The 26,597-nt window shown below is 65.0% G+C and carries 28 protein-coding genes and 1 pseudogene; 8 read left to right on the top strand and 21 right to left on the bottom strand.

Annotated elements, in window-relative coordinates; all coding sequences use genetic code 11:
* Window positions 1–1,156 (top strand): annotated as a pseudogene (locus tag ACV229_RS29150) (hypothetical protein); the annotation flags it as partial.
* Between the two features lie 259 nt (window positions 1,157–1,415).
* Here the strand turns inward: ACV229_RS29150 and ACV229_RS29145 are convergent.
* The 7 genes from ACV229_RS29145 to ACV229_RS29115 all read right to left on the bottom strand — a co-directional run bounded on the left by ACV229_RS29145 (window position 1,416) and on the right by ACV229_RS29115 (window position 6,873).
* A complete protein-coding gene (locus tag ACV229_RS29145; RefSeq protein WP_448086539.1) occupies window positions 1,416–2,102 on the bottom strand; it encodes an OmpA/MotB family protein in 687 nt (228 codons plus the stop codon).
* A 60-nt stretch (window positions 2,103–2,162) separates the two neighbouring features.
* Window positions 2,163–2,927 carry a flagellar motor protein gene (locus ACV229_RS29140; protein WP_448086538.1) on the bottom strand — a complete coding sequence of 255 codons (765 nt, stop codon included), beginning with the start codon at window positions 2,925–2,927 and terminating at the stop codon, window positions 2,163–2,165.
* Window positions 2,928–2,998: 71 nt separating this feature from the next.
* The gene (locus tag ACV229_RS29135; RefSeq protein WP_448086537.1) at window positions 2,999–4,243 is read right to left on the bottom strand and encodes a Crp/Fnr family transcriptional regulator; all 1,245 of its coding nucleotides are present in this window, start codon (window positions 4,241–4,243) and stop codon (window positions 2,999–3,001) included.
* Between the two features lie 315 nt (window positions 4,244–4,558).
* Entirely contained in the window at window positions 4,559–5,026 is a 468-nt protein-coding gene (locus ACV229_RS29130; RefSeq protein WP_448086544.1) for a lytic transglycosylase domain-containing protein, read from the bottom strand.
* 50 nt (window positions 5,027–5,076) lie between these two features.
* Complete coding sequence (locus tag ACV229_RS29125; protein WP_448086536.1) at window positions 5,077–5,472, bottom strand: hypothetical protein; 396 nt, start codon at window positions 5,470–5,472, stop codon at window positions 5,077–5,079.
* Window positions 5,472–5,849, bottom strand: a complete 378-nt coding sequence (locus tag ACV229_RS29120; RefSeq protein ID WP_448086535.1) for a hypothetical protein — start codon at window positions 5,847–5,849, stop codon at window positions 5,472–5,474. Before ACV229_RS29120 ends, ACV229_RS29125 begins: the two co-directional genes overlap by 1 nt.
* A 364-nt stretch (window positions 5,850–6,213) precedes the next feature.
* Window positions 6,214–6,873, bottom strand: coding sequence for a glutathione S-transferase family protein (locus ACV229_RS29115; protein ID WP_448086534.1), 660 nt, complete (start codon window positions 6,871–6,873; stop codon window positions 6,214–6,216).
* A gap of 301 nt (window positions 6,874–7,174) precedes the next feature.
* On the opposite strand from ACV229_RS29115, the gene ACV229_RS29110 reads away from it, so the two are divergent.
* Entirely contained in the window at window positions 7,175–8,524 is a 1,350-nt protein-coding gene (locus ACV229_RS29110; protein WP_448086533.1) for a polyhydroxyalkanoate depolymerase, read from the top strand.
* A 50-nt stretch (window positions 8,525–8,574) separates the two neighbouring features.
* Here the strand turns inward: ACV229_RS29110 and ACV229_RS29105 are convergent, their stop codons facing one another.
* The 13 genes from ACV229_RS29105 to ACV229_RS29045 form a co-directional block, all read right to left on the bottom strand.
* Entirely contained in the window at window positions 8,575–9,009 is a 435-nt protein-coding gene (locus ACV229_RS29105; RefSeq protein WP_448086532.1) for a cupin domain-containing protein, read from the bottom strand.
* Window positions 9,010–9,234: 225 nt separating this feature from the next.
* Window positions 9,235–9,726, bottom strand: coding sequence for a DUF3761 domain-containing protein (locus tag ACV229_RS29100; RefSeq protein ID WP_448086531.1), 492 nt, complete (start codon window positions 9,724–9,726; stop codon window positions 9,235–9,237).
* 62 nt (window positions 9,727–9,788) lie between these two features.
* On the bottom strand, window positions 9,789–9,926 hold the full coding sequence (locus tag ACV229_RS29095) for an HHHH-motif protein (protein WP_448086530.1): 138 nt from the start codon (window positions 9,924–9,926) through the stop codon (window positions 9,789–9,791).
* A gap of 257 nt (window positions 9,927–10,183) precedes the next feature.
* Window positions 10,184–10,951, bottom strand: coding sequence for an ABC transporter ATP-binding protein (locus ACV229_RS29090; RefSeq protein ID WP_448086529.1), 768 nt, complete (start codon window positions 10,949–10,951; stop codon window positions 10,184–10,186).
* 39 nt (window positions 10,952–10,990) lie between these two features.
* Window positions 10,991–11,704 carry an ABC transporter permease gene (locus ACV229_RS29085; protein ID WP_448086528.1) on the bottom strand — a complete coding sequence of 238 codons (714 nt, stop codon included), beginning with the start codon at window positions 11,702–11,704 and terminating at the stop codon, window positions 10,991–10,993.
* Window positions 11,701–12,390, bottom strand: coding sequence for an ABC transporter permease (locus ACV229_RS29080; protein ID WP_448086527.1), 690 nt, complete (start codon window positions 12,388–12,390; stop codon window positions 11,701–11,703). The genes ACV229_RS29085 and ACV229_RS29080 overlap by 4 nt, the downstream gene beginning before the upstream one ends.
* 61 nt (window positions 12,391–12,451) lie before the next feature.
* Entirely contained in the window at window positions 12,452–13,225 is a 774-nt protein-coding gene (locus ACV229_RS29075) for an ABC transporter substrate-binding protein (protein ID WP_448086526.1), read from the bottom strand.
* A 309-nt stretch (window positions 13,226–13,534) separates the two neighbouring features.
* The gene (locus ACV229_RS29070; RefSeq protein WP_448086525.1) at window positions 13,535–14,308 is read right to left on the bottom strand and encodes a response regulator; all 774 of its coding nucleotides are present in this window, start codon (window positions 14,306–14,308) and stop codon (window positions 13,535–13,537) included.
* On the bottom strand, window positions 14,305–15,996 hold the full coding sequence (locus tag ACV229_RS29065) for a DUF4118 domain-containing protein (RefSeq protein ID WP_448086524.1): 1,692 nt from the start codon (window positions 15,994–15,996) through the stop codon (window positions 14,305–14,307). Before ACV229_RS29065 ends, ACV229_RS29070 begins: the two co-directional genes overlap by 4 nt.
* Before the next feature lie 79 nt (window positions 15,997–16,075).
* Window positions 16,076–18,100, bottom strand: a complete 2,025-nt coding sequence (kdpB, locus tag ACV229_RS29060; RefSeq protein ID WP_448086543.1) for a potassium-transporting ATPase subunit KdpB — start codon at window positions 18,098–18,100, stop codon at window positions 16,076–16,078.
* 82 nt (window positions 18,101–18,182) lie between these two features.
* On the bottom strand, window positions 18,183–18,887 hold the full coding sequence (gene kdpC / locus ACV229_RS29055) for a potassium-transporting ATPase subunit KdpC (RefSeq protein ID WP_448086523.1): 705 nt from the start codon (window positions 18,885–18,887) through the stop codon (window positions 18,183–18,185).
* Window positions 18,888–18,897: 10 nt separating this feature from the next.
* Window positions 18,898–20,601 carry a potassium-transporting ATPase subunit KdpA gene (gene kdpA / locus ACV229_RS29050; RefSeq protein ID WP_448086522.1) on the bottom strand — a complete coding sequence of 568 codons (1,704 nt, stop codon included), beginning with the start codon at window positions 20,599–20,601 and terminating at the stop codon, window positions 18,898–18,900.
* 137 nt (window positions 20,602–20,738) lie between these two features.
* Window positions 20,739–20,789, bottom strand: a complete 51-nt coding sequence (locus ACV229_RS29045) for a potassium-transporting ATPase subunit F (RefSeq protein WP_448086542.1) — start codon at window positions 20,787–20,789, stop codon at window positions 20,739–20,741.
* On the opposite strand from ACV229_RS29045, the gene ACV229_RS29040 reads away from it, so the two are divergent.
* The 4 genes from ACV229_RS29040 to hutC all read left to right on the top strand — a co-directional run bounded on the left by ACV229_RS29040 (window position 20,779) and on the right by hutC (window position 23,978).
* Window positions 20,779–21,033 carry a hypothetical protein gene (locus ACV229_RS29040; protein ID WP_448086545.1) on the top strand — a complete coding sequence of 85 codons (255 nt, stop codon included), beginning with the start codon at window positions 20,779–20,781 and terminating at the stop codon, window positions 21,031–21,033. The genes ACV229_RS29045 and ACV229_RS29040 overlap by 11 nt on opposite strands.
* Window positions 21,034–21,375: 342 nt before the next feature.
* The gene (locus tag ACV229_RS29035; protein ID WP_448086521.1) at window positions 21,376–21,726 is read left to right on the top strand and encodes a hypothetical protein; all 351 of its coding nucleotides are present in this window, start codon (window positions 21,376–21,378) and stop codon (window positions 21,724–21,726) included.
* A gap of 221 nt (window positions 21,727–21,947) precedes the next feature.
* Window positions 21,948–23,072 carry a porin gene (locus ACV229_RS29030; protein ID WP_448086520.1) on the top strand — a complete coding sequence of 375 codons (1,125 nt, stop codon included), beginning with the start codon at window positions 21,948–21,950 and terminating at the stop codon, window positions 23,070–23,072.
* A 210-nt stretch (window positions 23,073–23,282) separates the two neighbouring features.
* Entirely contained in the window at window positions 23,283–23,978 is a 696-nt protein-coding gene (gene hutC, locus ACV229_RS29025) for a histidine utilization repressor (RefSeq protein ID WP_448086519.1), read from the top strand.
* A gap of 57 nt (window positions 23,979–24,035) precedes the next feature.
* On the opposite strand, the gene ACV229_RS29020 is transcribed toward hutC, so the two are convergent.
* Window positions 24,036–25,280 (bottom strand): glycosyltransferase, encoded by a 1,245-nt coding sequence (locus ACV229_RS29020; protein ID WP_448086518.1) that lies wholly within the window; start codon window positions 25,278–25,280, stop codon window positions 24,036–24,038.
* Window positions 25,281–25,373: 93 nt separating this feature from the next.
* Here ACV229_RS29020 and ACV229_RS29015 point away from each other — a divergent pair, with 93 nt between their 5' ends.
* Both ACV229_RS29015 and ACV229_RS29010 read left to right on the top strand, forming a co-directional pair.
* Entirely contained in the window at window positions 25,374–26,030 is a 657-nt protein-coding gene (locus ACV229_RS29015) for a TetR/AcrR family transcriptional regulator (RefSeq protein ID WP_448086517.1), read from the top strand.
* Between the two features lie 203 nt (window positions 26,031–26,233).
* On the top strand, window positions 26,234–26,581 hold the full coding sequence (locus tag ACV229_RS29010; RefSeq protein WP_448086516.1) for a hypothetical protein: 348 nt from the start codon (window positions 26,234–26,236) through the stop codon (window positions 26,579–26,581).
* The last annotated feature ends 16 nt before the right edge of the window (window positions 26,582–26,597 follow it).

Below are 26,597 nucleotides of genomic sequence, written 5' to 3'. Positions count from 1 at the left end.
GGTCGGTCTTGGCGCAGATGCCGCAGTTGCTGCTCTCCAAATCGAACAGGTCAAGCGTGCACTGACCGGCTTGCGTGACGCGCTGGCAGCGCTTGCGAGCATTAGTCCTGCATCGTCGCTTCGCGCCACGTATTGCCACCACGTGGTTCGCCACACGGTGCTGTGGGCGCAGGCGCACATTGACAGAGACAAGGTCGAGATCGACGGACAGCCTATTGCGATCGAACCAGGCTGTTGCAGCAACCCTGAACCGCAAAGGGCTATCAGCGAGCGCCCGCTCGGCTCGCTTGACCTTGCTTGGTACATGCTTGCCGGATCCGAAGTGACGAGCGGCGAGAACGCAGGCATCGCCGACAATTTATACAACCAACTCACGGGTGGTCCGATCCCCGTAATGGAAATCAATCTTCGCGCGAGGAGAGTGACGCGCGACATCGCAGATTTGAACGCAGTTGGTTTCGCACGCCACCTGTGGAGTTACGTCGAGGCGATGGCGCATCTGTCCCAGCACGCACAGCAGATGAGAGCAGCGTTCGATGTCCTAGAGCCGCCGCGAGGCGTCATTCCGCCGCTGGCTCGCACTGACCTTTCCGCTCCTCTTATTTCCGCCTTCATCAGTGATGCAGTGTTTGCATATGCCATTGCCGCTGCTTGTAAGTATTCGTCGGAAGTACTTTCGGGCCTTGATGTGGCGCTGAAGGCTGAGTTCGGCGGCGATGTCGCTGACGCTGCACTTGCTCGCGCGAATACGACGCTTCAATTGCCGGCGGCATCCTCATTCGACGATGCTTTGTTCGATTCCGTCAGATCGTTCAGAAGCGACGCGCTTCCGACACCAATGGCTTACGGCTTGGCGGTGATACGATTTGTACAACAAGCCAGCCGATCGAATTTCAAGAGATACCTCATTGCGATCATTGCCTCATGGCAGCACAAAGCATGGAAGCGGATTGTCGGGTCGGAGATGTTCAGGCTATCAAGGCCTCAGAAGACGGTGCCTCCGATTGAGGCGGCTCTGTCCATAGCTGATGACGACGAGCGCTTCCTCGGCACTCTTTGTCCTGCCGTCGCGAGTGCCATTGGGGTGACGTTGTCGCAAGAAATACATGCAGAATTCGCGAGGCTGGCTGCGATCCGTTCAATTCCATCACACTGATCAGAACTGGATCGCTGCTCACACGATGAGTGCCCGTTTCAGCCACCTGTTGGAGAAATTAAAGGAGGAACGGCCGCACTGGCAACCGGACATTCAAGGCGTGTTCACACGGCAGGCGGTTGTGGGTCGGGAGCGTGAGTTCGCTGATGCAGAAAGCTGACGTTCGGCTGCTCGGTGCCGCCGCTGTCAGCAATCCGCCACATTGCCGACGTAGAACTCAGCCCGCTTCAATGTCGGCAAAGGCCGATAAGCCGCCTCTTCAATACTGCACAAGTATCGTCACCCGCCGATTCGCCGCTCGCGCCGCCGCGTCATCCCCGACCATAAGCGGCAAGTTATCCGCCCGCCCTATCGCAGCGAGCCGATGCGGCTCCACACCTCGCTCGACCAGATACCGGACAACAGCCCCCGCCCGCGCCGACGACAGTTCCCAATTGGATTCGTACTTCGCGGTCGATATAGGCGTGCTATCCGTATGGCCTTCGACGAGGATGTTGTTTGCCGGATGATCCTTCAGCACGCCCGCGATCCGCGCGAGCACATCCGAAGCCTCAGGCAGCAAGCGCGCGTCTCCAACGTTGAACAGAACCTTCGCGTTGATCCCAATCTCGACACCATGCGCGGCATTCGTAACCGTCACCTGCCCCTGATCCTTCAGCGACTTCAGCAACGAAGACCATTCCTGCGCAGCATGGCTTTGAGCGTCGCTAGCCACATTTTGCTTGCCTTGCGTCGCCCCCTGCTGCACCACCGTCTGATACCGCACCTCAAGCGCGTTGTACTTCGCGAGTTGCAGCACATAAAGGGCGAGAAACAGCACCATCAGCGTGGTGATGAGATCCGCATAGGAGATCAGCCATCGGCCGGACTGCGAGCCTTCGCCGCCGTGTTCGTCGTGATCGTCGGTATCGGTTGCGAGGCGCTTGTTACCAGATTGCGCGTACATAGGTCAGAACCCGTGTTCGTTATGCGTGGCGTTAAAAGACCAAGAAACGCCCTAAGCCCATCAAGCCAACGACTCCGCCGCCCGCCCCCGCACATCCCCCGTCAACCGCGTCTCGATCGTATGCGGCGACTCCTTCCGCGAGATCGCGAGCAGCCCGTCGAGATAAAGCTTGCGAAACCGCAATTCACTCTCCACCTGCGCCCGCAGCTTCCCATACAACGGCAGAAACACGAGATTCGCCAGCGCGAGCCCATACAACGTAGCAACAAACGCCACCGCGATCCCCGGCCCGAGCTGTGCCGGTTCGAGAATATGGCTCGTGACCTGAATCAGCCCCATCACCGACCCGAGGATGCCGAACGTCGGTGCATACCCGCCCGCCTGCTGCCAGACCCTTGCCGCCGCCATATGGCTGCGCTCATACGCATCGAGCTCGCGCTGCAACGCATCCTCCAGCACGGCCGTCGACACCCCATTCGCCAGCAGTTCCAGCCCCCGCCGCGCAAACGGATGAATCCCGCTGACATCCATCGATTCGAACGCGAGCAACCCGTTGAGCTTCGCGCGATCGCCCCACTCCAGCAGATCCGTCAGACTTTGCCGATCAACCTGCCGCGCCCTTACAAACGCGAGCCGCAGTTGCTTCACCGCGTCAAAGAACCTCGCCCACGTGTTCTGAATCATCACCGCGCCGAGCGTCCCACCCAGCACGATGACGAACGCCTCGACCTGAAACAGCGTCGAGAAATGCCCGCCCTCAAGCGAAAACCCGAACACGATGGCTGCGCCACCGAACACCACGCCGAACAGGGTCAACAGGTCCATGTCTCTCTCCGGCCGGCCGCACGCGTTGGGCGACCGGCATCGTCATCAGTCAACAACCGTATCAACCACGCTCATTTCGCGGCATCCGGATCCGCCACAGCAGCCCCAGCCGGCGCCTTGATCGCCCGCACCGCATCCAGCAGCCGCTGCTCGATATCACCGACCTCAACCGGATCGAGCTTGAGATCGCGCCGCATGACCCACGACACTTCATTGCGCCGCGTCTCGGTCATCACCGAGAACAACCGATCCGCAACCGACTGATCGTCAACGCTCGCGATCAGCTTCGCGAGATCGTACGTATCGAACGCACTGATGACCTCGAACAGCGTCCGCTGATCGACCCACGCGAGATCCTCCAGTGCCTTGATCTCGCCACCCCGCCGCACGTTGCGCCGCGAAAAATACGCAACGCCCTTCTGCTCGACGAAATTGAGCACCTTCGACTTGCGGAACGCGAACAATTCCTCCGCGATTTCCCCATGCGACAGCTTGTTGAGCAGCAGCTTCCGCTCGACGCCGATCAGCGATTCGAGATCGGCCAGCTCGATCAGCTCGAGTTCGCTGTTGATGGAAATGTCGAGGTCATGATCCGCGACCTGCTGCGCGCGATCGACGATGCGTGCGGCATCGAACGTGACGACCTGGCGCGCATCCGCCGACGACGCATAATCGAGCGGCGCGCCGCCCGACTGCTCCGCATGCGCGGCCTCGATCGTGACGAGATTGAGCTTCTCCATCCGCCTGAGCATCGCCATCACGTGCGGACGCGAATGACCGGCGATCGCGCGGCACTTCTTGATCACTTCGGCGAGCGACACCGACGCTTCCTCGGCGTGCGTCTGCATCGGCCGGCGCGCCCAGGAGTCGCCGCCTTCGCGACGCTCCGCGCCCGCCATCAGCGCGAGCACATGCGCATAAGACAGCACGCCCGGCATGAAATCGGCATGTGTATAGGTCGCGAGCTGATCGTCCTTGCGCTTCACGCGTCGGATCATCGTCCGCACGATGTGGCGCAGCAGCGCGGACACTTTCTCGATTTCCTCGTCGAGCATCGTCGCCGGCACGACCGTGAGCTGACAAAACGAAAGCGCCTTCGCGGTATGGCCGCGCGGCTCGGATGCGAGCAACGCGGATTCGCCGAAGAACTCCCCTCGGCCAAGGGTTGCAACGACAACCTTCTTGTCGTCGCATCGTGTGGATAGCTCGACCTTGCCATCCGCGATCAGAAAGATGACCGCCTCTCCCCCGAAACCTTCCGAATAGATGACTTCGCCGGGCGACGCCGTACGCGACCACGACTGTTGACGATTCACGATTTTCCCCTGCTGCGCTGACTGTTTTTCTCGACTGCGCTCACGCTTCACACGTGAGTCGACAGCCGTGCCCCGTGTTCCCGTTAACGACATCGGAAACACGGTTCTTTAACGGCTCACAGCGCGTCCGGAGACGAATTTTGATGTGAAACGTTTGCGCTTCAAGCGCGCTACAGGCAGCAGGCTGATGTGTTGCGATTCCTCAGGGAAAACGTGATGTCATTTGATTTGATGCAAATCAATCGACATCGAGTTTGAACATTACTGTTGGCCTTCAATGCATCGAATGGCGCACGCCCTTCGTCGCGCCGTTGCTCACTCGCTCATTCCCCACGACACGAGTACCGCGTGAATGTTGCGCGCGTACTCGTCCCGCAAGCGCGGCGTTTCCGAGTGGTAAGCGCCGATCGCCTGCCACGTGTTTCCGTAGCGGACCATCTTCTGCTTCAGCATCCACGCCGCGACGAAGATGTTCACGCACGCGTCCCTCAGCGCGCCGGGCAGCACGCCGTACCGGCGCAGCTCGCCGAAGTGCACGGAGTTGATCTGGGTCTGGCCGATGTCGATGCTGCCATCCGCGTTGCGATGCACGGCGCCGGGATTGCCCTTCGATTCATACCATGCGATCGCCCGCAAGATGTTCGGGTTGACGCCCTGGTAGCCGCCTGCGCGTTCGAAGCACGCGTCGCCGGACTGAGCGTCATCCGCGTACGCCGGCGCGATCAGGATCGCGCCTAGAAGTATCAAGAAAGACAGCCATTTCACGCAGCCACGCTGCGCCATTGCGATACAAGCGTTTGCCATGATTCGTCACCCGATCCGATCCGGCCGCTTCAATGCGACATCGCCAACGCAGACGCGCCGGTCCCGGTCGCGCGGCGATCGCGCGCACCGTTTTCCAATGCGTCGTCGAGCTTCTTGTCCACGGCCGTAAGTGCCGCGCGCGACGCATCGGATACCACGAGATGCACCTGAAACTCCGGCGCTTTCTTCACGGATGGCGCGTGACGGGACTTCTTCGCGTGACGGACGTTTGCATGCTCCGGCACATCCTCGTCGCCACCGGCGGTCGGCGGCAGCGACGCCAGCGGGGGCAGCGGAGGAAGCACTTGAGTGGGCGCAGCGGACAGGAGCGGCGAGGTGTTGTCGGCAGGTTGTGCCGCGTAGGCGGTTCCGCATACGAGCATCGCCGAACAGATCGACAGTCTTAGCATGGCGAGATCTCCCATCACTGAGTCGGACCGAGCTGAACGCTGTACGGCTGGCAACTGCCGGCCGCGACGTTCTCGACGCGCACCGATGCGCCGCGCTGCGCCGCCATGCCACGGCGGATCGACTGGTTCAGGTAGCTGAAATCCTGCGGCAGCGCGGCAACGCGAATCGTCATCGGTTGCGGCTGCCGCGACGCGAGTGCGCCGACTTTCGCGAGCACGGCGGTCAGTTGCGGGTCGCGTGCGCCAAGCGCATCGGCCGGAATGACGAAGTCGACAAGCTTCGTCGGCGCGGGCGATGCGTCGTTATGTGCATTCGCGTCCTGATGTCCGGGCTGAAGTTGGGCGCAGCCGGCCAACGCGGCTGCGACGACAAGAATGAGAATCGGCTTCACGTGTTGGTCTCCCGGTAACTGGACCTGCGTTATCGGCACAGCACTCGCAAGCTTTACCCCTTTGGCAAACGATTGCCGCCGCGACGGGAGAACGCGCGTCTCGTTGATTCTTCTGATTTAAGCGGACATTGACCAAATCCGATGCTGATGAACAACCATGCGGCGAGCGGCAGCTCACCGCGCTGCCGCTCTGAATGTGTGCAGGAGACGCAGAAACGGATTGAGGCGCGAGCTACCGTGATGAATGTGGAGCGGCGCGATGCGTGCACACCATATGCCGGACGGCCCGCACGAGTTCGATATCGCCTTGCACATGCGATTCCGCAACGCGATGCATTGCTCCGCCCAACACGCAATCCGTCGCTCAAAATTCCATGTCGAGCTCGTCGATATCTTCCTTCTCCGCCTTCGCCGCGTCGATCCACTCCGCGACGAACGGCTGCGCGAGCACGCGCATGCAGTACTCGGCGATGTCCGGCTCGAGCTTCACGTCATAAGTCAGGAACCGCGTGACGACCGGCGCATACATCGCATCGGCCACGCTGATCTCGCCGAACAGCCAGGGCCCGTCATACTGCGCGAGACATTCGCGCCAGATCGTCACGATCCGTTCGATATCGTGCTGCGCGCGCGACCAGATGCGGAAGTTCGGAAAATGCGCACGCAGGTTCATCGGCAGCGCGGAACGCAGCGCACTGAAGCCCGAATGCATCTCACCGCAGATCGACCGGCAATGCGCGCGCGCATGCCGCTCCTTCGGCAGCAACTGCGCATCGGGGCAGATCTCGTTCAGGTACTCGGCGATCGCGAGCGTGTCCCAGACCTTGTTGCCTTCGTGCGTCAGGCACGGCACGAGAATCGACGGCGACAGCAGCAGCAATTCCGCGCGCGACGCGGCGTCGATCGGCACGCTCACCGTCTCGAACGGCAGGCCGCTCAGCTTCGCGAGCAGCCACCCGCGCATCGACCACGACGAGTAGTTCCGGCTGCTGATGGTGAGCGTCGTTTCGTCTATCGATTCCATTTCGCCTCCCCTGTGGATGCGTTTCGTGTGCACGCGCACCGAAAGCGGCTGCCGCTGCGCATGCGGCGCACCAACGATGTGCATTGCATTCGCCGGCATGGCGCAACGCGCGCGTGCAAGCTTTCCGCAATCGCAGCGCGTTACGCCATTGCAACGTTTCGCGTCGCGGCGCATGCTTCGACGATCGGCACGCCAGCGTACGTGCCGCCAGACACAATAAAAGCGTGCAACGCGCGTGCCAGCCGGCAACTGGCACACGGCTTGCCTTGTTCAACGCATGGTGGCACCCAACGCGACGGTCATGAACATGCTTGCGTACCCTTTCTACCAGTTGTTTGCCGAATGCACGCGCCCCGCACGCGCATGGGCCGCCTACTTGCGCGCATCGATGTCGATGTGGCCGCCGTCAACCTCGACGTCGCACGGCCGCACCCTCGACGCATGGTGCGAACTGCTCGAATGCTGCGCGTTCTCGCATCGCCGCCCGCCGTTCGGCATCGACGCGGTCGATGTCGACGGCGAGACGGTGCCGATCGTCGAAGAAATCGCCTGCGCCACCCCGTTCGCCACGCTGCTGCACTTCCGCAAGGCGCAGCCGGTCGGGCGGCAGCCGCGCGTGCTGGTCGTCGCGCCGATGTCCGGGCATTTCGCGACGCTGCTGCGCGGCACGGTACGTACGATGCTCGCCGATCATGACGTGTATATCACCGACTGGCACAACCCGCGCGACATCCCGCTGCGCGCCGGACGCTTCGGCTTCGACGAATACGTCGAGCACGTCATCGATTTCATCCATCACATCGGCCCGGATGCGCACGTGCTCGCGATCTGCCAGCCGACCGTCGCCGCGCTCGCGGCCGTCGCGCTGATGGCGGCCGCTGGCGACCCCGCGCAACCCGCGAGCCTGACGCTGATGGCCGGCCCGATCGATTGCCGCGTGAATCCGACGAAGGTCAACGAGCTTGCGACGAGCCGCCCGATCGACTGGTTCGCGCGGCATCTGATCAGCGTCGTGCCGTCGGGCTTTCCGGGCGCGCAGCGCCGCGTGTATCCGGGATTCTTGCAGCTCGGCGCATTCATGTCGATGAACCCGGATCGCCACGCGTCGTCGTTTTCCGACATGTATTACGAGCGCGCGAAAGGCGATCCCGTGAAAGCCGACGTGCTGCGGAACTTCTACGACGAATACTTCGCGACGGCCGATCTCACGGCGGAGTTCTATCTGGAGACGGTGGAGAAGGTATTCCAGCAATACGCGCTCGCGCGCGGCGAACTGACAGTCGGCGGCCGGCTCGTCGAACCGGCCGCGATCCACCGCACTGCGTTGCTGACGATCGAAGGGGAAAAGGACGACATCTGCTCGGTCGGCCAGACGGTCGCCGCGCAGGAGCTGTGTTCGGGGCTGCCGCCCTATCTGAAGACGCATCACGTACAGACAGGCGCCGGGCATTACGGCGTGTTCAACGGCAAACGCTGGGAGACGCAGATCTATCCGATCGTGCGCGGCACGATTCATGACAACGAGCCGTACGATCGCACGGCAAAGGCGTCGGGCGGCGCGGCGAATGCGCATTACGTGACGCTGCATGCGCTGCTCGCCGCACGGACCACCGGCAGCAGCGAGGCGACGGGCGTGCTGTCGCCTCACTGACGCATCATCGTCACATCACTGTCACATCACGGCGGCGACGCGCCGGCGAATCATGCCCATGCGTCGTCCCATGGCGTCGGCGCAGGCACCGCGCACGGCCCGTCGACGTCGATCGACTTGAAGTCCGCCGGTGCGACGATCTCCAGATACTCCATGTCCGGCGAATAGTCGAACAGGTAATGGACGATCCCGGGCGGCTGATGCACGCAGTCGCCGGCCTCGACGAGTGTCTCCTGCTCGCCGTACATGAAGCGCGCCCAGCCCTTCAGCATGATCACGATATGGAACTCGGCCTCGTGACGGTGCCATCCGGTGCCCTTGGCCGGTGCATGATTCGCCTTCACGAGCTGCGCGAGCACCTTGCCGTGGGTCGCTTTCGCGATGCCGAGATCGCGGTACAGGAAGAAGTCGCGCAGGCCTTCGCCTTGATACGCGGTGTCGTGCGGCTTGACGTGGGAGAACTGGGTGGTTAGCGGCGTGCTCATCGCGGTGCTCCTTCGACGAAAGGATCCGTCAGGAAAAGCATATCGCGTTCCAATACGCGGTGCGATGGCGATGCAGCCGCCGCTTGCAGCGATGGGCCACCCCGCCCCCGCGAACAGGTCGATTCGACGGCGACGTTCATCACCTCGTTCGACCCGCCGCGGCGGCGGTGCGTGATGCCCCGGCGTTTTCGGCCAACGCGCGATGCGTTGGCGCCGCGTTCCAGCTTACGAACAGGCCTTGCCGTGCGACGGATGGAAGCCCTTCGCCTTCGCATCCGCTTCCGACATGTAGCTGCCGTTCTTCGTCTTGCCGTAGTACTTGTCGGACTGGCAGTGATAGACCTTGGTGCTGGCGTTGACCCACACCTTGCCCGGGCCGCCACCGGCCGCCGCGCCCTTCATCGGCGTGGCACCGGAAGCTGCCGCACTCTTCATGGGCGTGGCACCGGAAGCTGCCGCGGCGGGCGCCGCAGCCGGCGCGCTCGCTGCGGGCGCCATTGCAGCCGGCGCGCTTGCTGCGGCTGCCGACGCGCCGTACCAGGTCTTCACGCCCTTGTGGCCCGCGCATGCACCCTTCTTGGACGCACCCGAGTAGAACGTACCGTCCTTGCAGAGGCCGGTCGTGCCGGCCGGCGCGCTGGCTGGAACCTGTGCGAACGCGCCAAGCGACATACCCATGCCGGCGACGAACGCCGCGATCAACATCGTCTTTTTCATTTTCCGCTCCTGATCAATTGAGATGCACGCAGCGTCCCGGGCGTGCTCCGGGACCGATATGCTTACCGCACCCAGCGACACACGCGATGGTGGTGATGGTCGACATGGCACACCTTGTGCGAATGCGCTTCGGCGATCGCCGGGGCAAGAACGGCACATGCAACGACGGTCGCTGTCAGAATCTTCGCGATGCGGCTCATGAACATCTCCTGGGTAGATCAGCCGGTCATCCGGCTGTTACCTCCTTAACGGAGATGGCCGATGCTTCGTGCACCGCTCGCGGACTTACTTGACCATCTTTGACAGTGGGCGTTGCGTGACGGCTGATGCTTGCAAAAAGGGGCGTTCAGGCTTTCGAATCTTTCATTACCAGGACTCGGCGCTGGACGCCGCCAAAATGACAAAAGGCCGCACGAGGCGGCCTTCCCTTCCGTTGGCGTCAGAACACTCCGCCGCCCTACTTCAACCGCCCCGACAAAAACTGCCCCAGCCGCTCGCTCTTCGGATTGACGAGGATCTCCTGCGGATTCCCTTGCTCCTCGATCTTCCCCTGATGCAGGAAGATCACGTGATTCGACACGTTGCGCGCGAAGCCCATCTCGTGCGTGACGACGACCATCGTCCGGCCTTCTTCCGCCAGCTTCTGCATCACCTTCAGCACTTCGCCGACGAGTTCCGGATCGAGCGCGGAAGTCGGCTCGTCGAACAGCATCACCTCGGGCTCCATCGCGAGCGCGCGCGCAATCGCGACGCGCTGCTGCTGCCCGCCCGACAGATGCGACGGATACATCCCTTCGACCCGCGCCGGCAGCCCGACCTTCTCGAGATACTTGCGCGCACGCGCAATGGCCTCGTCCTTGCCGATCCCGAGCACGGCCATCGGCGCCTCGATGACGTTCTCCAGCACCGTCATGTGCGCCCACAGGTTGAAGTGCTGAAAGACCATCGACAGCTTCGTGCGCATCCGCTGCAGCTGCTTCTGGTCGGCGACGCGCAGCGAACCGCTCTTGTCGCGCGTGGTCTGGATCGCCTCGCTGCCGATCGTGATCTGCCCCGAGCACGGCTGCTCGAGAAAATTGATGCAGCGGAGGAACGTGCTCTTGCCCGAACCGCTCGAGCCGATGATGCTGATCACGTCGCCGGCCTTCGCCTTCATCGAGACGCCCTTCAACACCTCGTTGTCGCCGAACTTCTTGTGCAGATCCTCAACGATGAGCTTGTACATGCTTGTGTTTCCTTACGAATGCGCGAATGCGTGAATGCGTCAATGGCCGCGGGGCGACAGGAACGCGAGCCAGCGCGCCTCGAGCTTGCGGAATCCCCAGATCAGCGTGAAGACGACCGCCGCGTAAAGCACCGCCGCGATGCCGTACGCCTGGAACGACATGTACGTCGCCGAGTTCACGTCTCGCGTGACCTTCAGGATGTCCGGCACGGTCGCCGTGAACGCGAGCGTCGTCGCATGCAGCATCAGGATCACTTCGTTGCTGTAGCTCGGCAGCGAGCGGCGCAGCGCGGACGGCAGGATGATCCGCGTATACAGCTTGAAGCGCGACATCCCGTATGCGAGCCCGGCCTCGACCTCGCCCGCCGACGTCGACTTGATCGCGCCCGCGAAAATCTCCGTCGCATACGCGCATTCGTTCAGCACGAACGCGAGCAGCGTGCAGTTCATCGCGTTGCGGAAGAACGTGTCGAGCACAACGTGATCGTGCACGACCTGCAGGCTGTAGATGCCCGTGTAGCACATCAGCAGCTGCACGTAGAGTGGCGTGCCGCGGAACACGTACGTATAGAGCCACACGGGCCCCGACACCCAGCGGTTGCTCGATGCTCGCGCAATCGCGAGCGGCACCGCGAGCGCAAAACCGAGCACGATCGACACGACGAGCAGCCACAGCGTGATCGCGAGCCCGCTGAAGCGGTAGCCGTCGGTGTACAGATAGTTCTGCCAGTACTGGCTGATGATTTCGATCACAGTGCAAGCCTCCGGACGCCGACCGAGTAACGCTTCTCGAGGTGGTGCAGCACGACGTTCGACACCGTCGTGATCGCGAGGTAGATCGCGCCTGCCGCGAGCGTGAAGAAGAAGAAGTCCAGCGTGCTCTTGCCCGCATCCTGCGACGCCTTCACGACGTCGGCGAGGCCGATGATCGACACGAGCGCGGTCGCCTTCACGAGCACCTGCCAGTTGTTGCCGATGCCCGGCAGCGCGAAGCGCATCATCTGCGGGAACAGGATGCGGCGGAACACGCGCCAGCCGCCCATCCCGTACGCGAAGCCGGCTTCGAGCTGGCCGCGCGGCACCGACAGGAACGCGCCGCGGAACGTCTCGGTGAAGTACGCGCCGTAGATGAAGCCGAGCGTCACGACGCCGGCCACGAACGGGTCGATGTCGATCTGGTCCCAGCCGAGCACGTCGGTCACGTTGTTCAGCAGGATCTGCATCCCGTAGAACAGCAGCAGCATCAGCACGAGGTCAGGCACGGCGCGGATCAGCGTCGTGTAGAACGTGCCGACCGCCGACAGCACGCGGTTCGTCGACAGTTTCGCGGCCGCGCCGGCCAACCCCAGCACGAGCGACGCGGCAAGCGACAGCACCGCGAGCTTCACGGTCTCGACCGTGCCGGCCCACAGCAGCGGGCCAAATCCTTGGAAGATCATGTGAGCGAATCCAGAAAGGCGCGCGGCGCGCACGGCCGGGGCCGGGCGCGCCGCATGGCGGTCAGCCGCCGTAGACGTCGAACGTGAAGTACTTCTGCTCGAGCTTCTTGTACGTGCCGTCCTTCAGCATGTCGGCGATCGCGTGGTCGATCTTCGCCTTCAGGTCGGCGTCGTCCTTGCGCATGCCGATGCCGGCACCGTTGCCGAGCGTCTTCGGATCGTCGATGTCGCCACCGGCGAACTGGAAGCCCGCGCCGCGCGGCGTCTTCAGGAAACCGATGTCGGCCTGCACCGCGTCCTGCAGCGCGGCGTCGAGGCGGCCCGACGCGAGGTCCGCATAGACGCCGTCCTGGTTCTGGTACGGCACGACCTGCACGCCCTTCGGCGCCCAGTACGTCTTCGCGTAGGTTTCCTGGATCGTGCCCTGCTCGACGCCGACCGACTTGCCCTTCAGCGCGTCCGCCGTCGGCAGCACCGTCGAGCCCTTCTTCGCGACGAGGCGCGTCGGCGTGTTGAACAGCTTGTCGGAGAACGCGATCTGCTCGGCGCGCTGCGGCGTCATCGACATCGACGACAGCACGCCGTCGAACTTCTTCGCCTTCAGCGCCGGGATCATCCCGTCGAAATCGTTCTCGACCCACACGCACTTCGCCTTCAGGCGCGCGCAGATCTCGTTGCCAAGGTCGACGTCGAAGCCGACCACCTTGCCGTTGACGTCTTTCGATTCGAAAGGCGGATAGCTGGCGTCGACACCGAAACGGATCGTCGACCAATCCTTGGCGTGCGCACCGACCGCGATGCATGCGAGGGCAATACCGAGCGCGAGTTTCTTCATGGCGTTCCTGTCAATGGCAATCTGGGCGCCGGGTTCGCCGCCGGGCGGGCGACGCCCGCGTGGCCGGAGCGGCGTCATGCCGCCGCGAACCCGTCCAACCGGCGTACCTTCATATGAAATGGACGCCTAAGTTGTACATACAACTTTGCCGTTTACCAGGCTGCGCCAGCAATCCGTGTTTATCTCTATGTCACCGAATTGTTTTCCTGAACGAAATTTCCTTATCTTTCAATTAACTAAGATTACATTCGGCTGAAAACGGACGTTCCGGCGCCGCGCCATCCCCGGCGGCGGCGGCATCGAAGTTGTCTAGACGTTATGAACCGACCCCGATTCCGCCAGGGTTTCAGTGCCCCCTCCGTCGTCGCCGCGCGCCGCGCCGACCGCCTCCAGCCCGACCAGCCGATAGCCGAACTGCAATTCGGTGAGCAGGTACCGGGGCGTTGTCGGCACCTGCTCGAGCTTCTGCCGCAGGTTCGTCATGTACACGCGGACGTAGTGCGCGCGGTCCGCGTCGTGGATGCCCCATACCTCGGCCAGCAACTGCCGCGCAGCGATCACGCCGCCGCGTCCGCGAATCAGCGCCGCGAGCAGGCGGAATTCGAGCCGGGTCAGGTGCACCGGCGCGCCGTCCCGGAAGACTTCGTGCTTGCCCATATCGACCACCACGCCGCCGAACCGGACGAGCGACGACGCCTGCCCGTCGGTCGACACGAACGCCGCGCGCCGCAATTGCGCGCGCGCGCGCGCGAGCAGCTCGGGCACGCCGAACGGCTTCGCGAGGTAATCGTCCGCGCCCGCATCGAGCGCCGCGACCTTTTCCACTTCCTGCTGCCGGGCGGACAGCACGATCACGGGCACGGTCGACCATTCGCGCAGTTCGCGGATGAACGCCTTGCCGTCGTCGTCGGGCAAGCCCAGATCGACGATCACGAGATCGGGCTTGCTGCTCGCCGCGTACATCCGGGCCTCCTTCGCCGTCGACGCCTCGCACGCATCCATCCCCTCCTGTTCCAGCGCCATCCTGACGAAACGCCGGATGTCCGATTCGTCCTCGACGATAAGCACGCGCGACCTGATCATGATTGACTCTCGTGTTCGATGTCGGGCGGCGCGCCCGACGGTAGGCGAATTTCGAACCGCGCGCCGTGCGGTTCGAGCGGCACCGCGCGGATCGAGCCGCCGTGCGCATTGACGATGCTGCGGCACAGCGCGAGCCCGAGCCCGACGCCGGTGATCGACGATTCCTTGCGTCCGCGCTCGAACGGCTCGAACAGCGGCTCGGTATCGCGCGCGACGAAGCCGGGCCCGTCGTCCTCGACGAACACGTAGACCGTCTCGCCGAACACGCGTGCACGCACCGACACCGACGCGTCCGCGCCCGCATACTTCGCGGCGTTGTCGAGCAGGTTGATCAGCACGCGCTCGATCAGCAGCGCATCGACGTCGATCAGCGGCAGGTCGGCCGGCAGGTCGGCCTTCACGTCGCGGCCGGCGAGCACGCCGGCGGAATGCGCGAGCGCGCTGCCGACGATCTCGTCGAGCACATGCCACTCGCGGTTCAGCCGCACGCCTTCGCTCTGCATCCGCGCCAGATCGAGCAGGTTCACGACGAGCCGATGCAGTTCCTCGGCCTGGTTGCGGATCCCGCGCGCCAGCCCGGCCGGTTGCCCGGGCGCGAGCCGCTCAGGCCGCTCGAGCGTCTCCGCCAAGCCGCGGATCGCGGTCAGCGGCGTCTTCAGGTCGTGCGACACCGCGGCCAGCAGCGCGTTTCTCAGCCGCTCGCCTTCCATCCTGACGTGCGTCTCCTGTGCGACGCCGACGTAATGCACGCGCTCCAGCGCCATCGCGACCGACGAGCACAGCGCATCGAGCAAACGCCGGTCGTCCGGATCGGTCGGCACCGGCTGCGTATCGGGGAGCAGCACGAGCACGCCGCGCACGCGCATCGGCGCCTTCAGCGGCAGGTACTGCGCGACCGAGCGGTCGAACGCCGGCGTGCTGCGGCCGGCCGGCTGCGCGTGGTCGAATGCCCATTGCGCCGCCGCCGGATCGACGAACCACGCGTCGCGTGTGGCGCGCAGCCGGTCGCGCGCATCGGGCAGCAGGAGCGCGACGTGCACGCCCAGCAACTGCGCGATCGTGCCGGTGCAGATCAGCGCGATCTGCTCGGTCTCGATCGCGGCCGACAGATCGTGCGCGACCCGCGCGAGCGCCGCCGAGCGCCTCTCGTTCGCGCGCGCGGCGCGCGCCTCCGCGCGCAGGCGCGCCGCGAGCTGGCCGATCGCGAGCGCCACCGCGAGCATCAGCGCGAACGTGAACACGTACTGCGTGTCGGACACCGCGAACGACCATCTCGGCTCGACGAAGAAGAAGTCGAAGCAGCCGACGCACACGAACGCCGCCCACGCGCCCGCGAGACGGCCGAGCCGCAGCGCAATGAGCACGACCGTCATCAGGAACAGCATCACGACGTTCGACAGGTCGAACACGCGCAGCAGCGCGCTCGCGGCAATCGTCGCCACCGCGCAGATGAACGTGGCCCACATGAGCGGCACGACGTAGTCCGACAGCCATACGCGCGGTCGCAAGCGGGCGTCGCCGGCAAGCGGGACCGGCCGGATGTCCGGATCCGTCCCGGCGATGCGCGTGGCGATGCCGGCGCACGTACGGAGGATTCTCTTCAATCGTCCGCGTCCGTCGCGGGCCGCATGTTGGACGACGACCTCACGCAGGTCGTCGAGGCGTTGCCGCACTTCGTGTTCGTTCATGGCAATCCCGGCAGGTCAAACGCGTGCGGCCCCGCGCACGCCGGGAAAGGCGTGGCGCGGGGCCGGGGACGCGCGTTGGTCAGACTAATGGCGTCAGCAGCATGTCGATGAGCTTGATCCCGATGAAGGGCGCGACGATGCCCCCCACGCCGTAGATCATCAGGTTGCGCCACAGCAGCTTCTCCGCAGGCTCGGCCCGGTACTTCACGCCCTTCAGCGCGAGCGGGATCAGCGCGACGATGATCAGCGCGTTGAAGATCACGGCCGACAGGATCGCCGACGTCGGGCTGTGCAGCCGCATCACGTTCAGCGCGCCGAGCGCGGGGTACGTCGCGACGAACGCCGCGGGAATGATCGCGAAATACTTCGCGAGATCATTCGCCACGCTGAACGTCGTCAATGCGCCGCGCGTCATGATCATCTGCTTGCCGACCTCGACGACCTGCATCAGCTTCGTCGGGCTGCTGTCCAGGTCGACCATGTTGGCCGCTTCCTTGGCCGCCTGCGTGCCGCTGTGCATCGCGACCGCCACGTCGGCCTGCGCGAGCGCCGGCGCATCGTTGGTCCCGTCGCCCGTCATCGCGACCAGATGGCCCTTCGCCTGATGCTCGCGGATGAGGCGCAGCTTGTCTTCCGGCGTCGCCTCTGCGAGATAGTCGTCGACGCCCGCCTCCGCCGCGATCGCCGCCGCGGTCAGCCGGTTGTCGCCGGTGATCATCACGGTCTTCACGCCGACCTTGCGCAGCTCCGCGAAGCGCGCCTTGATCCCGTGCTTGACGATGTCCTTCAGTTCGATCGTGCCGAGCACCTTGCCGTTGTCGGCGACCACGAGCGGCGTGCCGCCGCGGCGCGCGATGTCGTTGACGGCCGATTCGACGTCACCCGGAAACGTGCCGCCGAGCGCCGCGACGTGCGCGCGAATCGCGGACGCCGCGCCCTTGCGCACCAGACGCTCGCCGATATCGAGCCCGCTCATCCGGGTCCGCGCGCTGAACGGCACGGCGACGCGCCCTTCGGCATCCGGCAGCTGCAGCGCGAAACGCTGCTTCGCGAGCGCGACGATCGAGCGCCCTTCGGGCGTCTCGTCCGCCAGCGACGACAGCAGCGCGGCTTCCGCGAGCGTGCGCTCGTCGACGCCGGGCGCCGGCCGGAACTGCACCGCTTCGCGGTTGCCGAGCGTGATCGTGCCGGTCTTGTCGAGCAGCAGCACGTCGACGTCGCCTGCCGCCTCGATCGCGCGGCCCGACGTCGCGAGCACGTTCGCGCGCATCATGCGGCTCATCCCCGCGATGCCGATCGCCGACAGCAGCGCGCCGATCGTCGTCGGGATCAGGCACACGAGCAGCGCGATCAGCACGGTCAGGCTCACGGCCGAGCCGGACGCATTGAGCAGCACGCTGAAACTGGAGAACGGCAGCAGCGTCACGCACACGAGCAGGAAAATGATCGTCAGCGCGACCAGCAGGATCGACAGCGCGATTTCGTTCGGCGTCTTGCCGCGCTTCGCGCCCTCCACCATCGCGATCATCCGGTCGAGGAACGCCTCGCCGGGGTTCGCGGTGACCTTCACGACGATCCAGTCGGACAGCACGCGCGTGCCGCCCGTCACCGACGAGAAGTCGCCGCCGGACTCGCGAATCACCGGCGCGGATTCGCCGGTCACCGCCGATTCGTCGACCGACGCGACGCCGTCGATCACTTCGCCGTCGGCCGGAATCGTGTCGCCGGCCTCGACGAGCACGATGCTGCCCGCGGCCAGCTCGTCGCTCGGCACGCGATGGCTCGTGCTGTCATGGCGCTTCGGTTCGTCGAGCACTTTCGCGTACACGCGCTTGCGTGCCGCGCGCAAGGCTTCGGCCTGCGCCTTGCCGCGTCCTTCGGCGAGCGCCTCCGCCGCATTCGCGAACAGCACCGTGAACCACAGCCAGCATGCAACGGCGAAGATGAAGCCGGCCGGCGCATCGCCGGCGCCCGTCAGCGCCTGCAGCCAGAGCACCGTCGTGACGATGCTGCCGAGGTAGACCACGAACATCACCGGGTTCTTCAGCTGGACCTGCGGCGCGAGTTTCCTGAATGCTTCGCGCAGGACCGCCGTCCAGCGCATGCGCGGCACGCCGCCGATCGGGGCGACGGCCGGGTTGATCGAGGTTTCGATATGGGACATGAAAGGACTCCTTTGCGTTCTCTTACCGCGCGCCAGCCGCCTTGCCCAGCGCGCGGTCGAGCGCGAGGTTCAGCGCGAGCACGGGCACGCGGGGCTCGCCGAGCACCGCGAGCTGGCGCGGCGCCGCGACCTGGTCGACGAGCGCCAGCACCTGATCGACCGTCGCGCCGCGCGCGTGCGCGATTCGCGCCGCCTGTAGCCGCGCGTTCGCGAGCGAGATGTCCGGATCCAGCCCGGACGCGGACGCCGTCACCGCATCGACGGGAACGGGCGCGCCTTGGGCGAGCCCGTTCCGCTGCCGATAGACGCGCACGCGTTCCGCGATATCCGCGAGCAGCTTCTTGCTGGTCGCGCCCTGGTTGCTTGCGCCGCTGCCGGCCGCGTTGTACGGCTGGTCGACGGTCTTCGCGGGATCGGCGGGATCGGTGCCGACCGTCGCACTCGGACGCGGATGGAAATACTCGGGGCGGGCGAAGTGCTGCCCGATCACCGCCGAGCCGACCGTGACGCCGTCGCGCACGACGAGACTGCCGCGTGCCTGCGACGGGAACAGCACGTTCGCGACGCCCGTCGTGAGCAGCGGGTACGCGAGGCCCGTGACGAGCATGAACAACACCGACGAGGCGACCACGGGGCGCACGAGGCCGCGCGTCGCGTCGACGAACGACGAACCGGATGCCGGCGTGGCGGCCACTGCCGCCGCCACGTGGCGATTGATTTGAGCCATGGTGGTTTCCTCAGAACAGTTGGCCGCTCGTCATCATCAGATGCTCGACGACCGGGCCCAGCGCGAGCGCGGGCAGGAACGTGAGGCCGCCGACGACGAGGATCACGAAGATCAGCAGGCCGGCGAACAGGCCCGTCGACGTGGACAGCGTGCCGGCGCTTTCCGGAATGCTCTTTTTCGCGGCAAGGCAGCCGGCGACGGCGAGCATCGGCAGCAGCGTCAGATAGCGGCCGATCAGCATCGCGAATCCGATCGTCGTATTGAAGAACGGCGTGTTCGCGTTCAGGCCCGCGAATGCGGAGCCGTTGTTGGCGGTGCCCGACGTGTACGCGTACAGCACCTCGCTGAAGCCGTGCGGCCCGAGGTTTGCGAGACTGTCCATCGTCGAGTGCGTCATCGCGGCGAGTGCCGTGAAGCCGAGAATGCTGAACGGATGCGCGAGCACCGCGAGCATCACCAGTTTCATCTCCCGCGCCTCGATCTTCTTGCCGAGAAACTCCGGCGTGCGCCCGATCATCATCCCGACGAGAAACACCGTCAGGATCGCGAACGTGAACAGGTTGATCAGCCCGACGCCGTCGCCGCCGAACACGTTGTTGAGCATCATCTGCGCGATCGGCACGAGGCCGCCGAGCGGCGTCAGCGAGTCGTGCATCGCATCGACCGAACCCGTGGTCGCGGCCGTCGTGACGGTCGTGAACAGGCTCGTCTGCGCGATGCCGAAGCGCATTTCCTTGCCTTCCATGTTGCCGCCCGGCTGTCCGGCGCGCATCTGCTGGTCGACGCCGAGCCCCGCGAGCAGCGGATTGCCGTGCTGCTCGGCCTGGTAGATCACCGCGAGGAAGCCGACGAACATCACGACGAACGCGCCGAGGATCACCCAGCCCTGACGGCGGCGCCCGATCATGGTGCCGAGCGCGTAGGTCAGCGCCGACGGAATCAGCAGCATGCCCAGCATGTGCAGCGTGTTGGTGAGCGGCGTCGGGTTCTCGAACGGATGCGCGGCGTTCATGCCGAAGAAACCGCCGCCGTTGGTGCCGATGTGCTTGATCGACTCGAGGCTCGCGACCGGACCCATCACGATCTGCTGACGCGCGCCTTCGAGCGTGGTCGCCCATGCGTCCGACGCGAGCGTCTGCGGCATGCCCTGCCACACGTAGACGAGCGCCATCGCGAAGCAGAGCGGCAGCAGCACGCGGTAGGTCACGCGCGTGAAATCCACCCAGTAATTGCCGATGTCCGCCGCGCTCTTGCGGCTCAGGCCGCGGATGAATCCGCCCGCGGCGGCGACGCCGGTGGCCGCGCTGACCGTCATCAGGAACGTGATGACCGCCATCTGCGAGAAGTTCGACAGGCTGCTTTCGCCGGAATAGGCCTGCCAGTTCGTGTTCGTGATGAACGACGCGGCCGTGTTGAACGCGAGGTCGGGGCTTTGCGCCGCGCGCTGCAGCGAATCGAACGGCAGCACGTCCTGCACGCGCAGCAGCAGATACCCGAGCAGCATCATGCCTGCGTTGCTGAGCAGCAGCACCATCCCGTAGCGCTTCCACGACATCGTTTCGGCGGGATCGACGCCCAGCAGCGCGTAGGTCCGGCGTTCGACCCACGCATGGCGCGGGCTCGTGAATGCATGCGCGAGCCATTTCCCGACGACGGGAACCAGCGCGAGCATGATCGCGAGAACGATCGCGAATTGAATGTAGTTAATGAACATGTCGACGCTCGCTCACATCCTGTCCAGGCCGTTGATGAAACCGGCTGTCAACGCGAAGAACGCCAGCGTGACCAGCACGAAAACCAGATCGCTCATAAGGTTCACCGATATGCTTTATTCCTTTTGGATCGTGCGAATCAATACCGCTCGGGCTTGATCAACGCGTGGAAGAGATAGATGAACAGCACGGCCGAAATGACCCCCGAAATCCACAGCATCGTTTTCCCTCTTTTATTTCGTTTGCACGGACAATCCGCGGCATCGTCAACGTCTCCGGCAGGCGCGGCTGCGGCGCTCGAGACCGGACGACGACCACCCCGCGTTCGGCTGGAACACGGGATGCGACAGTGTAGAAAGCCGCGCATCAAAGCGGTGTTCAATTTCTTCGCGCAGAATAAAAAACGTATAAACGCGCGTTCGAAGAATTTCTGATTTTTCCGGCGCGAATCAAATCAATCGATTATTTCGACCCTTGCGTGCGAATGCGGCGCGACCCGGTGGCGGAATTTCGCTTTGAATGGTGACGGCAATACGGTGGCTTCGCGACATGATCGACGTGTTGCCGAAATGCATCGCGGATCGTCTGCGATGTGTGCGTCGGCATGAAACGCGCGCACGTTGCCGCACGCAGCGCGCGTTTATGTGATTTTTTCAAACAGCCCGGAAGTCTATACACCGTATCGTCACGGCGATTCCTAGAATGCTCGCCATGTTCAAGACGGAATCCCCGCGACGCAACGTGTCCCACGTGTGATGCGGCGCGGGGATCAATGCATGAAATCGCTGAGAATCGAATCGACCTCGATCCACCTGCCGCCCGTTCGCCGATCGCGTGCGGCGGTTTCCGGAAAGTGCGCATCGCTGCGGCCGCGCACGCGCGACACGAACCATCTGGTGCTGCTGTCGATCGAGGTCGAGTCGCGCAATCTGGCCGCGGCACGCCGCGCGCTGCATCAGGCCGCCGGCCCCGTGCTGGGCATCTATACGGCCGAGATCGACAACCGGACCGGGCGCGCATGTCTGCAGCTCGAGCTCGCGCGGTCGCACCTGTCGCGGGCCATGTCGTCGATCATGCAATTGCTGCCCACAGCCGAGTTCGGCGCGATTCGCCGCTCGCGGCGCTAGACGACACCCGAACGCCCACATCGCGCACGCCGATCGCCGGCCGCTGCGCGTTCGCGCCGACCACGCGCGACACGTCTGGCGCAGGCGCTTCATCGACCCATTCAGACGCACGACGTCCGCGTGACGCGGAGCGATCCGGCATCGACCGGCGCTCCGCCGCCGATCGTGTGCGTCATTTGCCGCTTTTCCCGTAGAAACGGGTATCACCAGGAAGTCCAACAATGAAAAAAGAAGTCGTCGGCACGCTTTGCGTTGCCATGTTCAGCGTCGCCGCACACGCGCAAAGCAGTGTCACGCTCTACGGCCTGCTGGATGCCGGTATCGCGTATACGAACAACCAGTCGGGCGGGCACGTCTGGCAGCAAGGCAGCGGCTTGCTGTCGAACACGGTCTTCGGCCTGAACGGCGCGGAGGATCTCGGTGGCGGCCTGCATGCGATCTTCCGGCTCGAAAGCGGTTTCAACCTGAACAACGGCACGCAGTCGTACCGGAACACGATGTTCGGTCGCCGCGCGTACGTCGGCCTGCAGAGCGACCCGTACGGCACGCTGACGCTCGGCCGGCAATACGATGCCGTCGTCGATTACCTCGGCCCGCTCGCGATGGCCGGCAACGGCGACGGCAACAACCTCGCCGCGCATCCGTTCGACAACGACAACATCGACGATTCGTTCTACATCAACAACGCGGTGAAGTACACGAGCCCGACGATCGCCGGTTTCCAGTTCGGCGGCGTGTACGGTTTCAGCAACCAGCCCGGCTTCTCGGACAACCGCGCATACAGCGCCGGCGTGTCGTACGCGAACGGCCCGATCAGTCTCGGTGCCGCGTACCTGCAGCTCAATGGCGGCGGCTTGACGGGCGGCGGCGCGCTGTCGACCAACGACAATGCGAACTTTCCGGCGGCGCGCCAGCGCGTGATGGGCGCAGGCGGCAGCTACGCGTTCGATCGGCTGACGGTCGGCGCACTGTGGACCCACTCGATGTTCGACGACACGGCCGCGTCGTCGCTGCCGGGCGCACTGAATTCGCTGCGCTTCGACAACTACGAGATCAACGCCCGCTACGCGCTCGATTCGGCGGTGTCGTTCGCCGGCGCCTATACGTTCACCGACGGCCGCTTTGACGACGCGGCCGGCAGCCATCGGCCGAAGTGGCATCAGGTCTCGCTGATGGCCGATTACGCGCTGAGCAAGCGCACCGACGTGTACGCGGAGGCCGTGTACCAGCACCAGACCGGCGTGTCGTCGGGCGAGACGCTCGGGTTCGCGAACGTCAACGGGCTCGCGGCCTCGTCGACGAACACGCAGGTCGTTGGGACGGTCGGCATGCGGCATCGGTTCTGACCGCCCCGCCCGGATGCCGCTCGCGCATCCGGGGACCCCGCCTGGCCGGCGCGCGGCTCTGTGCAATCCCGCATGGACGCGCGCCGCATGAAAAGGGATCATTCAGGGAATCCGGGCCGGCGCGTCCGGGAAACCGGTACACTCGGCGCCGGGCACGCGCCGGACCGGTATTCGGCGGCAAGCGGCCGCCGACTCAGGAACAGCGATCCCATGACCACACCGATCTATCAGGAAATCAAGGATTTCATCCTGGCGCGCATCCACGCCGGCGAATGGGCGGAAGGCGACCAGGTGCCGTCGGAGAACGAACTCGCGCGCGAATTCAACGTCGCGCGCATGACCGTCAACCGTGCGCTGCGCGAGCTGACGGCCGAACAGGTGCTGACGCGCACGCGCGGCTCGGGCACCTACGTCGCATCGCCGAAATACGAGTCGACGCTGGTCGCGATCCGCAGCATCTCGGACGAAGTCGCCGCGCGCGGCCACGGCTATCGCGCGCAGGTACTGCAGGTGGGCGCGGCGGTCGCGGACACGAAGCTCGCCGACGAGCTGCAGCTCGACACCGGCAGCCCGATCTTCCATTCGCGCGTGCTGCACTTCGAGAACGCGACGCCGGTGCAGCTCGAGGAGCGCTGGGTCAATCCGGCCTGCGCGCCCGAATACGCGCTGCAGGACTTCACGACGACGACGCCGAACCAGTACCTGACGCGCGTCGCGCCGCTGCAGCGCGTCGAATACCGGATCGAAGCCGCGATGCCCGACGCGGAAACGCGCCGCCTGCTGACGATGGACGAACGCGAGCCGTGCCTGATGCTGCACCGGCGCACGTGGTCGCAAGGCCTGGTCGCGTCGGCGGTCAATCTGTGGCACCCGGGCAGCCGCTACCGGTTCACCGGGCATTTCTGACGCGGGCGGCCACGCGCGGCGTGATCGCCACGCGTCGTCCCGATGCGCTCGAACGCCTCAACACGTGCGCCTGCCTGCCCCCCACCGCTCGATCCCGGCGACCGCCCGCCGCACACCGTTCTCTGCCGCGATGCGCCCGCCCAGTTCGGCCGCGCGCGCCGTCACGTCGTCGCGCGCCGCGAACGCGATGCCGCGCGCAAGGTCGGCGGCGCGCATCCGCTTGCCGGCCACCGGCGCACCGGCGACACCGAGCCGCTGAAGCCGGTTCGCCCAGAAGAACTGGTCGCCCGCGAACGGCATGACGACCGACGGCACGCCCGCGCGCGCCGCCGAGTGCGTGGTGCCCGATCCGCCGTGATGAATCACCATCGACGTTCGCGGGAACAGCCAGCGATGCGGCGTTTCGCCGACGACGAACACGTGGGCCGGTAGCATCGTCGCGTTGATCCCGCTCCATCCCGGATAGAACAGCGCGCGGCGGCCGTCGAGCGCCGTCGTCAGCGCATCGACCAGCGACGGGCGATCGAATCCCGCCATGCTGCCGAATCCGACATAGACCGGCGGCTCGCCTGCATCGAGAAACGCGGCGAGCGCGGGCGGCGGCGTCCATGCGGGATCGTCGGCGCTCCATTGACCGCACGCGCACGCATTGTCCGGCCAGTCGACGGGACCGGACAGCAGCGCCGGCGACACGCCGTACAGCATCGGATGGTCGGTCCACACGCGCTTGCGCGGCGGCAATCCGCACACGCTCGCGCGCGCCGCGTTCGTCGCACGCCGGAATGCCTGCCACAACAGCGCGTTCACGAATTTGTGGCTCGCACGGTTGAGCCAGCGCGGCACCTTGTCGGGCTGAAGGAACGGCGACGCGAACTCAGCCGTCGGCGTGATCGGAATAAGGCCCGCACCGATCGCGGGAATGCCGCGATACTCGGCGACCGACAGGCCGACGAACGCCGCGAGCCCCGACACGACGATCGCATCGCATCCGGCCGACGCATCGGCGACTTCGCGCATCCACGCGGCAGTGTTCGCGTTCGCGATCGCCGCGAGCGCCTTCGACGTGTCGTTGAAACCACCGCGCCCCTTTACAGCGACCGACAGTGCTTCGCCCGGCGCGAGCGCGCGGCGGATGTCGCCCGACAACGCGGCCGACGGCACGCCGAGCGCGGCGGCCGAGCCGAGCGTCGCGGCGTCGGCCAGCAGCCGCACGTCGTGGCCGGCGTCGATCAGCGCGCGGCCCAGCGCCGCGAGCGGACGCGTATCGCCTTCGGTGCCGTACGTGACGAGGACGAGCTTCATGCTTGACTCCCTGCGCAGCGTTGCGGATTGGCATCACAAAAATGCACGTCGTATACTAATGCAATTCGTACACTTTCTGTAAAGACCCTCGCCATGGAACCCACCGCCGACGATCCGGGCCGCCGCGCGCGCAAGCGCATCCAGATGCTGTCTCATCTCGCCGAAACCGCCGCGCGCCTGTTCGACGCGCATGGCTACGACTCGGTCACGATGGAGCAGATCGCCGCGGAAGCGGACGTCGCGAAGCGCACGCTGTACAACCACTTTCCGACGAAGGAAGCGGTGCTCGCGCACTGGCTCGAAGGCGAACTGGCCCGCGATCTCGCGCACCTGCAACGCGATGTCGCGAGGCGCAAGACTTTCGCATCGAGGATCGCGTGCGTGCTCGACGCGTCGGCCGCGTGGTGCGAGCAGCATCCGGTGTATCTGCTCGCTTATCTGCGGCATCGGTTCCTGAGCATCGGCGTGACGGAGCCGGCGGGCGGAAGCGCGAATAGAAGCGCGAATGGAAGCGACATCGCGCTCGTATGGCAGCAGTTGATCGCCGCCGGACAGCAGTCAGGGGAACTGAACCGCTCATTGCCGGCCGACCAGCTCGCGACATGGTTCCATCACCTGTATCTCGCGGCGATGCTGCGCTGGCTGAACGTGCCGGGGCTGTCGCTCAAGCGCGAATTTCACGCGGTCGCCAGGCTGTTCGTCGAAGGAGCGGAAGCGAAAGCGTCGCCGGGAAGCGCACGACGCACGTAGTCGACGGGCGACATGCGGCACCGCCGATGTACGCCAACCGTAAGCAACCGTATCCGCTTCGACACAGCGCTCATGCGAAATTGTCCGCGCAGCAGTATGCTGGTGACGTACGGCTGCGCACCATGCTCAGGGCAAACCCTCGGATGCGCACGTTGTCGCGCCGCCGTTGCAATCGCAACCCTGCTTGCAAGGAGGAATTCGTGATGGCTACCACGCATCATTTCCACCTCGAACTGCGGCACGCCAGCGCGCCCACGTATTTCATCAGCTACCTGTTTCCCGCATTGCTGTTCGTCTACGAACTGCTGCGCGTCGGCCAGTGGATCCGCGATCACGGGATGCACTTCGCCGGCTTCAAGGAGATGGGCTACGAGTATCTGTTGATGCTGCTGTTCGTCGGCGTGCAGATCATCGTCGAAGCGCTCTTCCTTCTAGGCGCGGCGATGCGCAAGGATCGCGACTTCGAGCATCGGCTGCCGAACGTGATCCTCGGCATCGGCTGCTCGATCGCGTTGCTCGCGATCGATCTCGCGATTCAGCTCGCGTTCTGATCGCGCGTCCCTCGCC

The organism is Burkholderia sp. MR1-5-21, from assembly GCF_053427715.1.
This window is presented reverse-complemented; position numbering and strand designations above follow the sequence as displayed.

Coding starts and splice junctions, on each gene's coding strand:
- ACV229_RS29105 (WP_448086532.1), bottom strand. CDS start 9,009: ATGAGCACGCCGCTAACCACCCAGTTCTCCCACGTCAAGCCGCACGAC.
- hutC (WP_448086519.1), top strand. CDS start 23,283: ATGACCACACCGATCTATCAGGAAATCAAGGATTTCATCCTGGCGCGC.
- ACV229_RS29130 (WP_448086544.1), bottom strand. CDS start 5,026: ATGGCGCAGCGTGGCTGCGTGAAATGGCTGTCTTTCTTGATACTTCTA.
- ACV229_RS29040 (WP_448086545.1), top strand. CDS start 20,779: ATGAACAGCACGGCCGAAATGACCCCCGAAATCCACAGCATCGTTTTC.
- ACV229_RS29080 (WP_448086527.1), bottom strand. CDS start 12,390: ATGATCTTCCAAGGATTTGGCCCGCTGCTGTGGGCCGGCACGGTCGAG.
- ACV229_RS29065 (WP_448086524.1), bottom strand. CDS start 15,996: ATGAACGAACACGAAGTGCGGCAACGCCTCGACGACCTGCGTGAGGTC.
- ACV229_RS29110 (WP_448086533.1), top strand. CDS start 7,175: ATGAACATGCTTGCGTACCCTTTCTACCAGTTGTTTGCCGAATGCACG.
- ACV229_RS29115 (WP_448086534.1), bottom strand. CDS start 6,873: ATGGAATCGATAGACGAAACGACGCTCACCATCAGCAGCCGGAACTAC.
- ACV229_RS29070 (WP_448086525.1), bottom strand. CDS start 14,308: ATGATCAGGTCGCGCGTGCTTATCGTCGAGGACGAATCGGACATCCGG.
- ACV229_RS29035 (WP_448086521.1), top strand. CDS start 21,376: ATGAAATCGCTGAGAATCGAATCGACCTCGATCCACCTGCCGCCCGTT.
- ACV229_RS29140 (WP_448086538.1), bottom strand. CDS start 2,927: ATGGACCTGTTGACCCTGTTCGGCGTGGTGTTCGGTGGCGCAGCCATC.
- ACV229_RS29015 (WP_448086517.1), top strand. CDS start 25,374: ATGGAACCCACCGCCGACGATCCGGGCCGCCGCGCGCGCAAGCGCATC.
- kdpC (WP_448086523.1), bottom strand. CDS start 18,887: ATGGCTCAAATCAATCGCCACGTGGCGGCGGCAGTGGCCGCCACGCCG.
- ACV229_RS29075 (WP_448086526.1), bottom strand. CDS start 13,225: ATGAAGAAACTCGCGCTCGGTATTGCCCTCGCATGCATCGCGGTCGGT.
- ACV229_RS29125 (WP_448086536.1), bottom strand. CDS start 5,472: ATGGGAGATCTCGCCATGCTAAGACTGTCGATCTGTTCGGCGATGCTC.
- ACV229_RS29090 (WP_448086529.1), bottom strand. CDS start 10,951: ATGTACAAGCTCATCGTTGAGGATCTGCACAAGAAGTTCGGCGACAAC.
- ACV229_RS29100 (WP_448086531.1), bottom strand. CDS start 9,726: ATGAAAAAGACGATGTTGATCGCGGCGTTCGTCGCCGGCATGGGTATG.
- ACV229_RS29145 (WP_448086539.1), bottom strand. CDS start 2,102: ATGTACGCGCAATCTGGTAACAAGCGCCTCGCAACCGATACCGACGAT.
- ACV229_RS29010 (WP_448086516.1), top strand. CDS start 26,234: ATGGCTACCACGCATCATTTCCACCTCGAACTGCGGCACGCCAGCGCG.
- ACV229_RS29095 (WP_448086530.1), bottom strand. CDS start 9,926: ATGAGCCGCATCGCGAAGATTCTGACAGCGACCGTCGTTGCATGTGCC.
- kdpA (WP_448086522.1), bottom strand. CDS start 20,601: ATGTTCATTAACTACATTCAATTCGCGATCGTTCTCGCGATCATGCTC.
- ACV229_RS29030 (WP_448086520.1), top strand. CDS start 21,948: ATGAAAAAAGAAGTCGTCGGCACGCTTTGCGTTGCCATGTTCAGCGTC.
- ACV229_RS29020 (WP_448086518.1), bottom strand. CDS start 25,280: ATGAAGCTCGTCCTCGTCACGTACGGCACCGAAGGCGATACGCGTCCG.
- kdpB (WP_448086543.1), bottom strand. CDS start 18,100: ATGCGCTGGACGGCGGTCCTGCGCGAAGCATTCAGGAAACTCGCGCCG.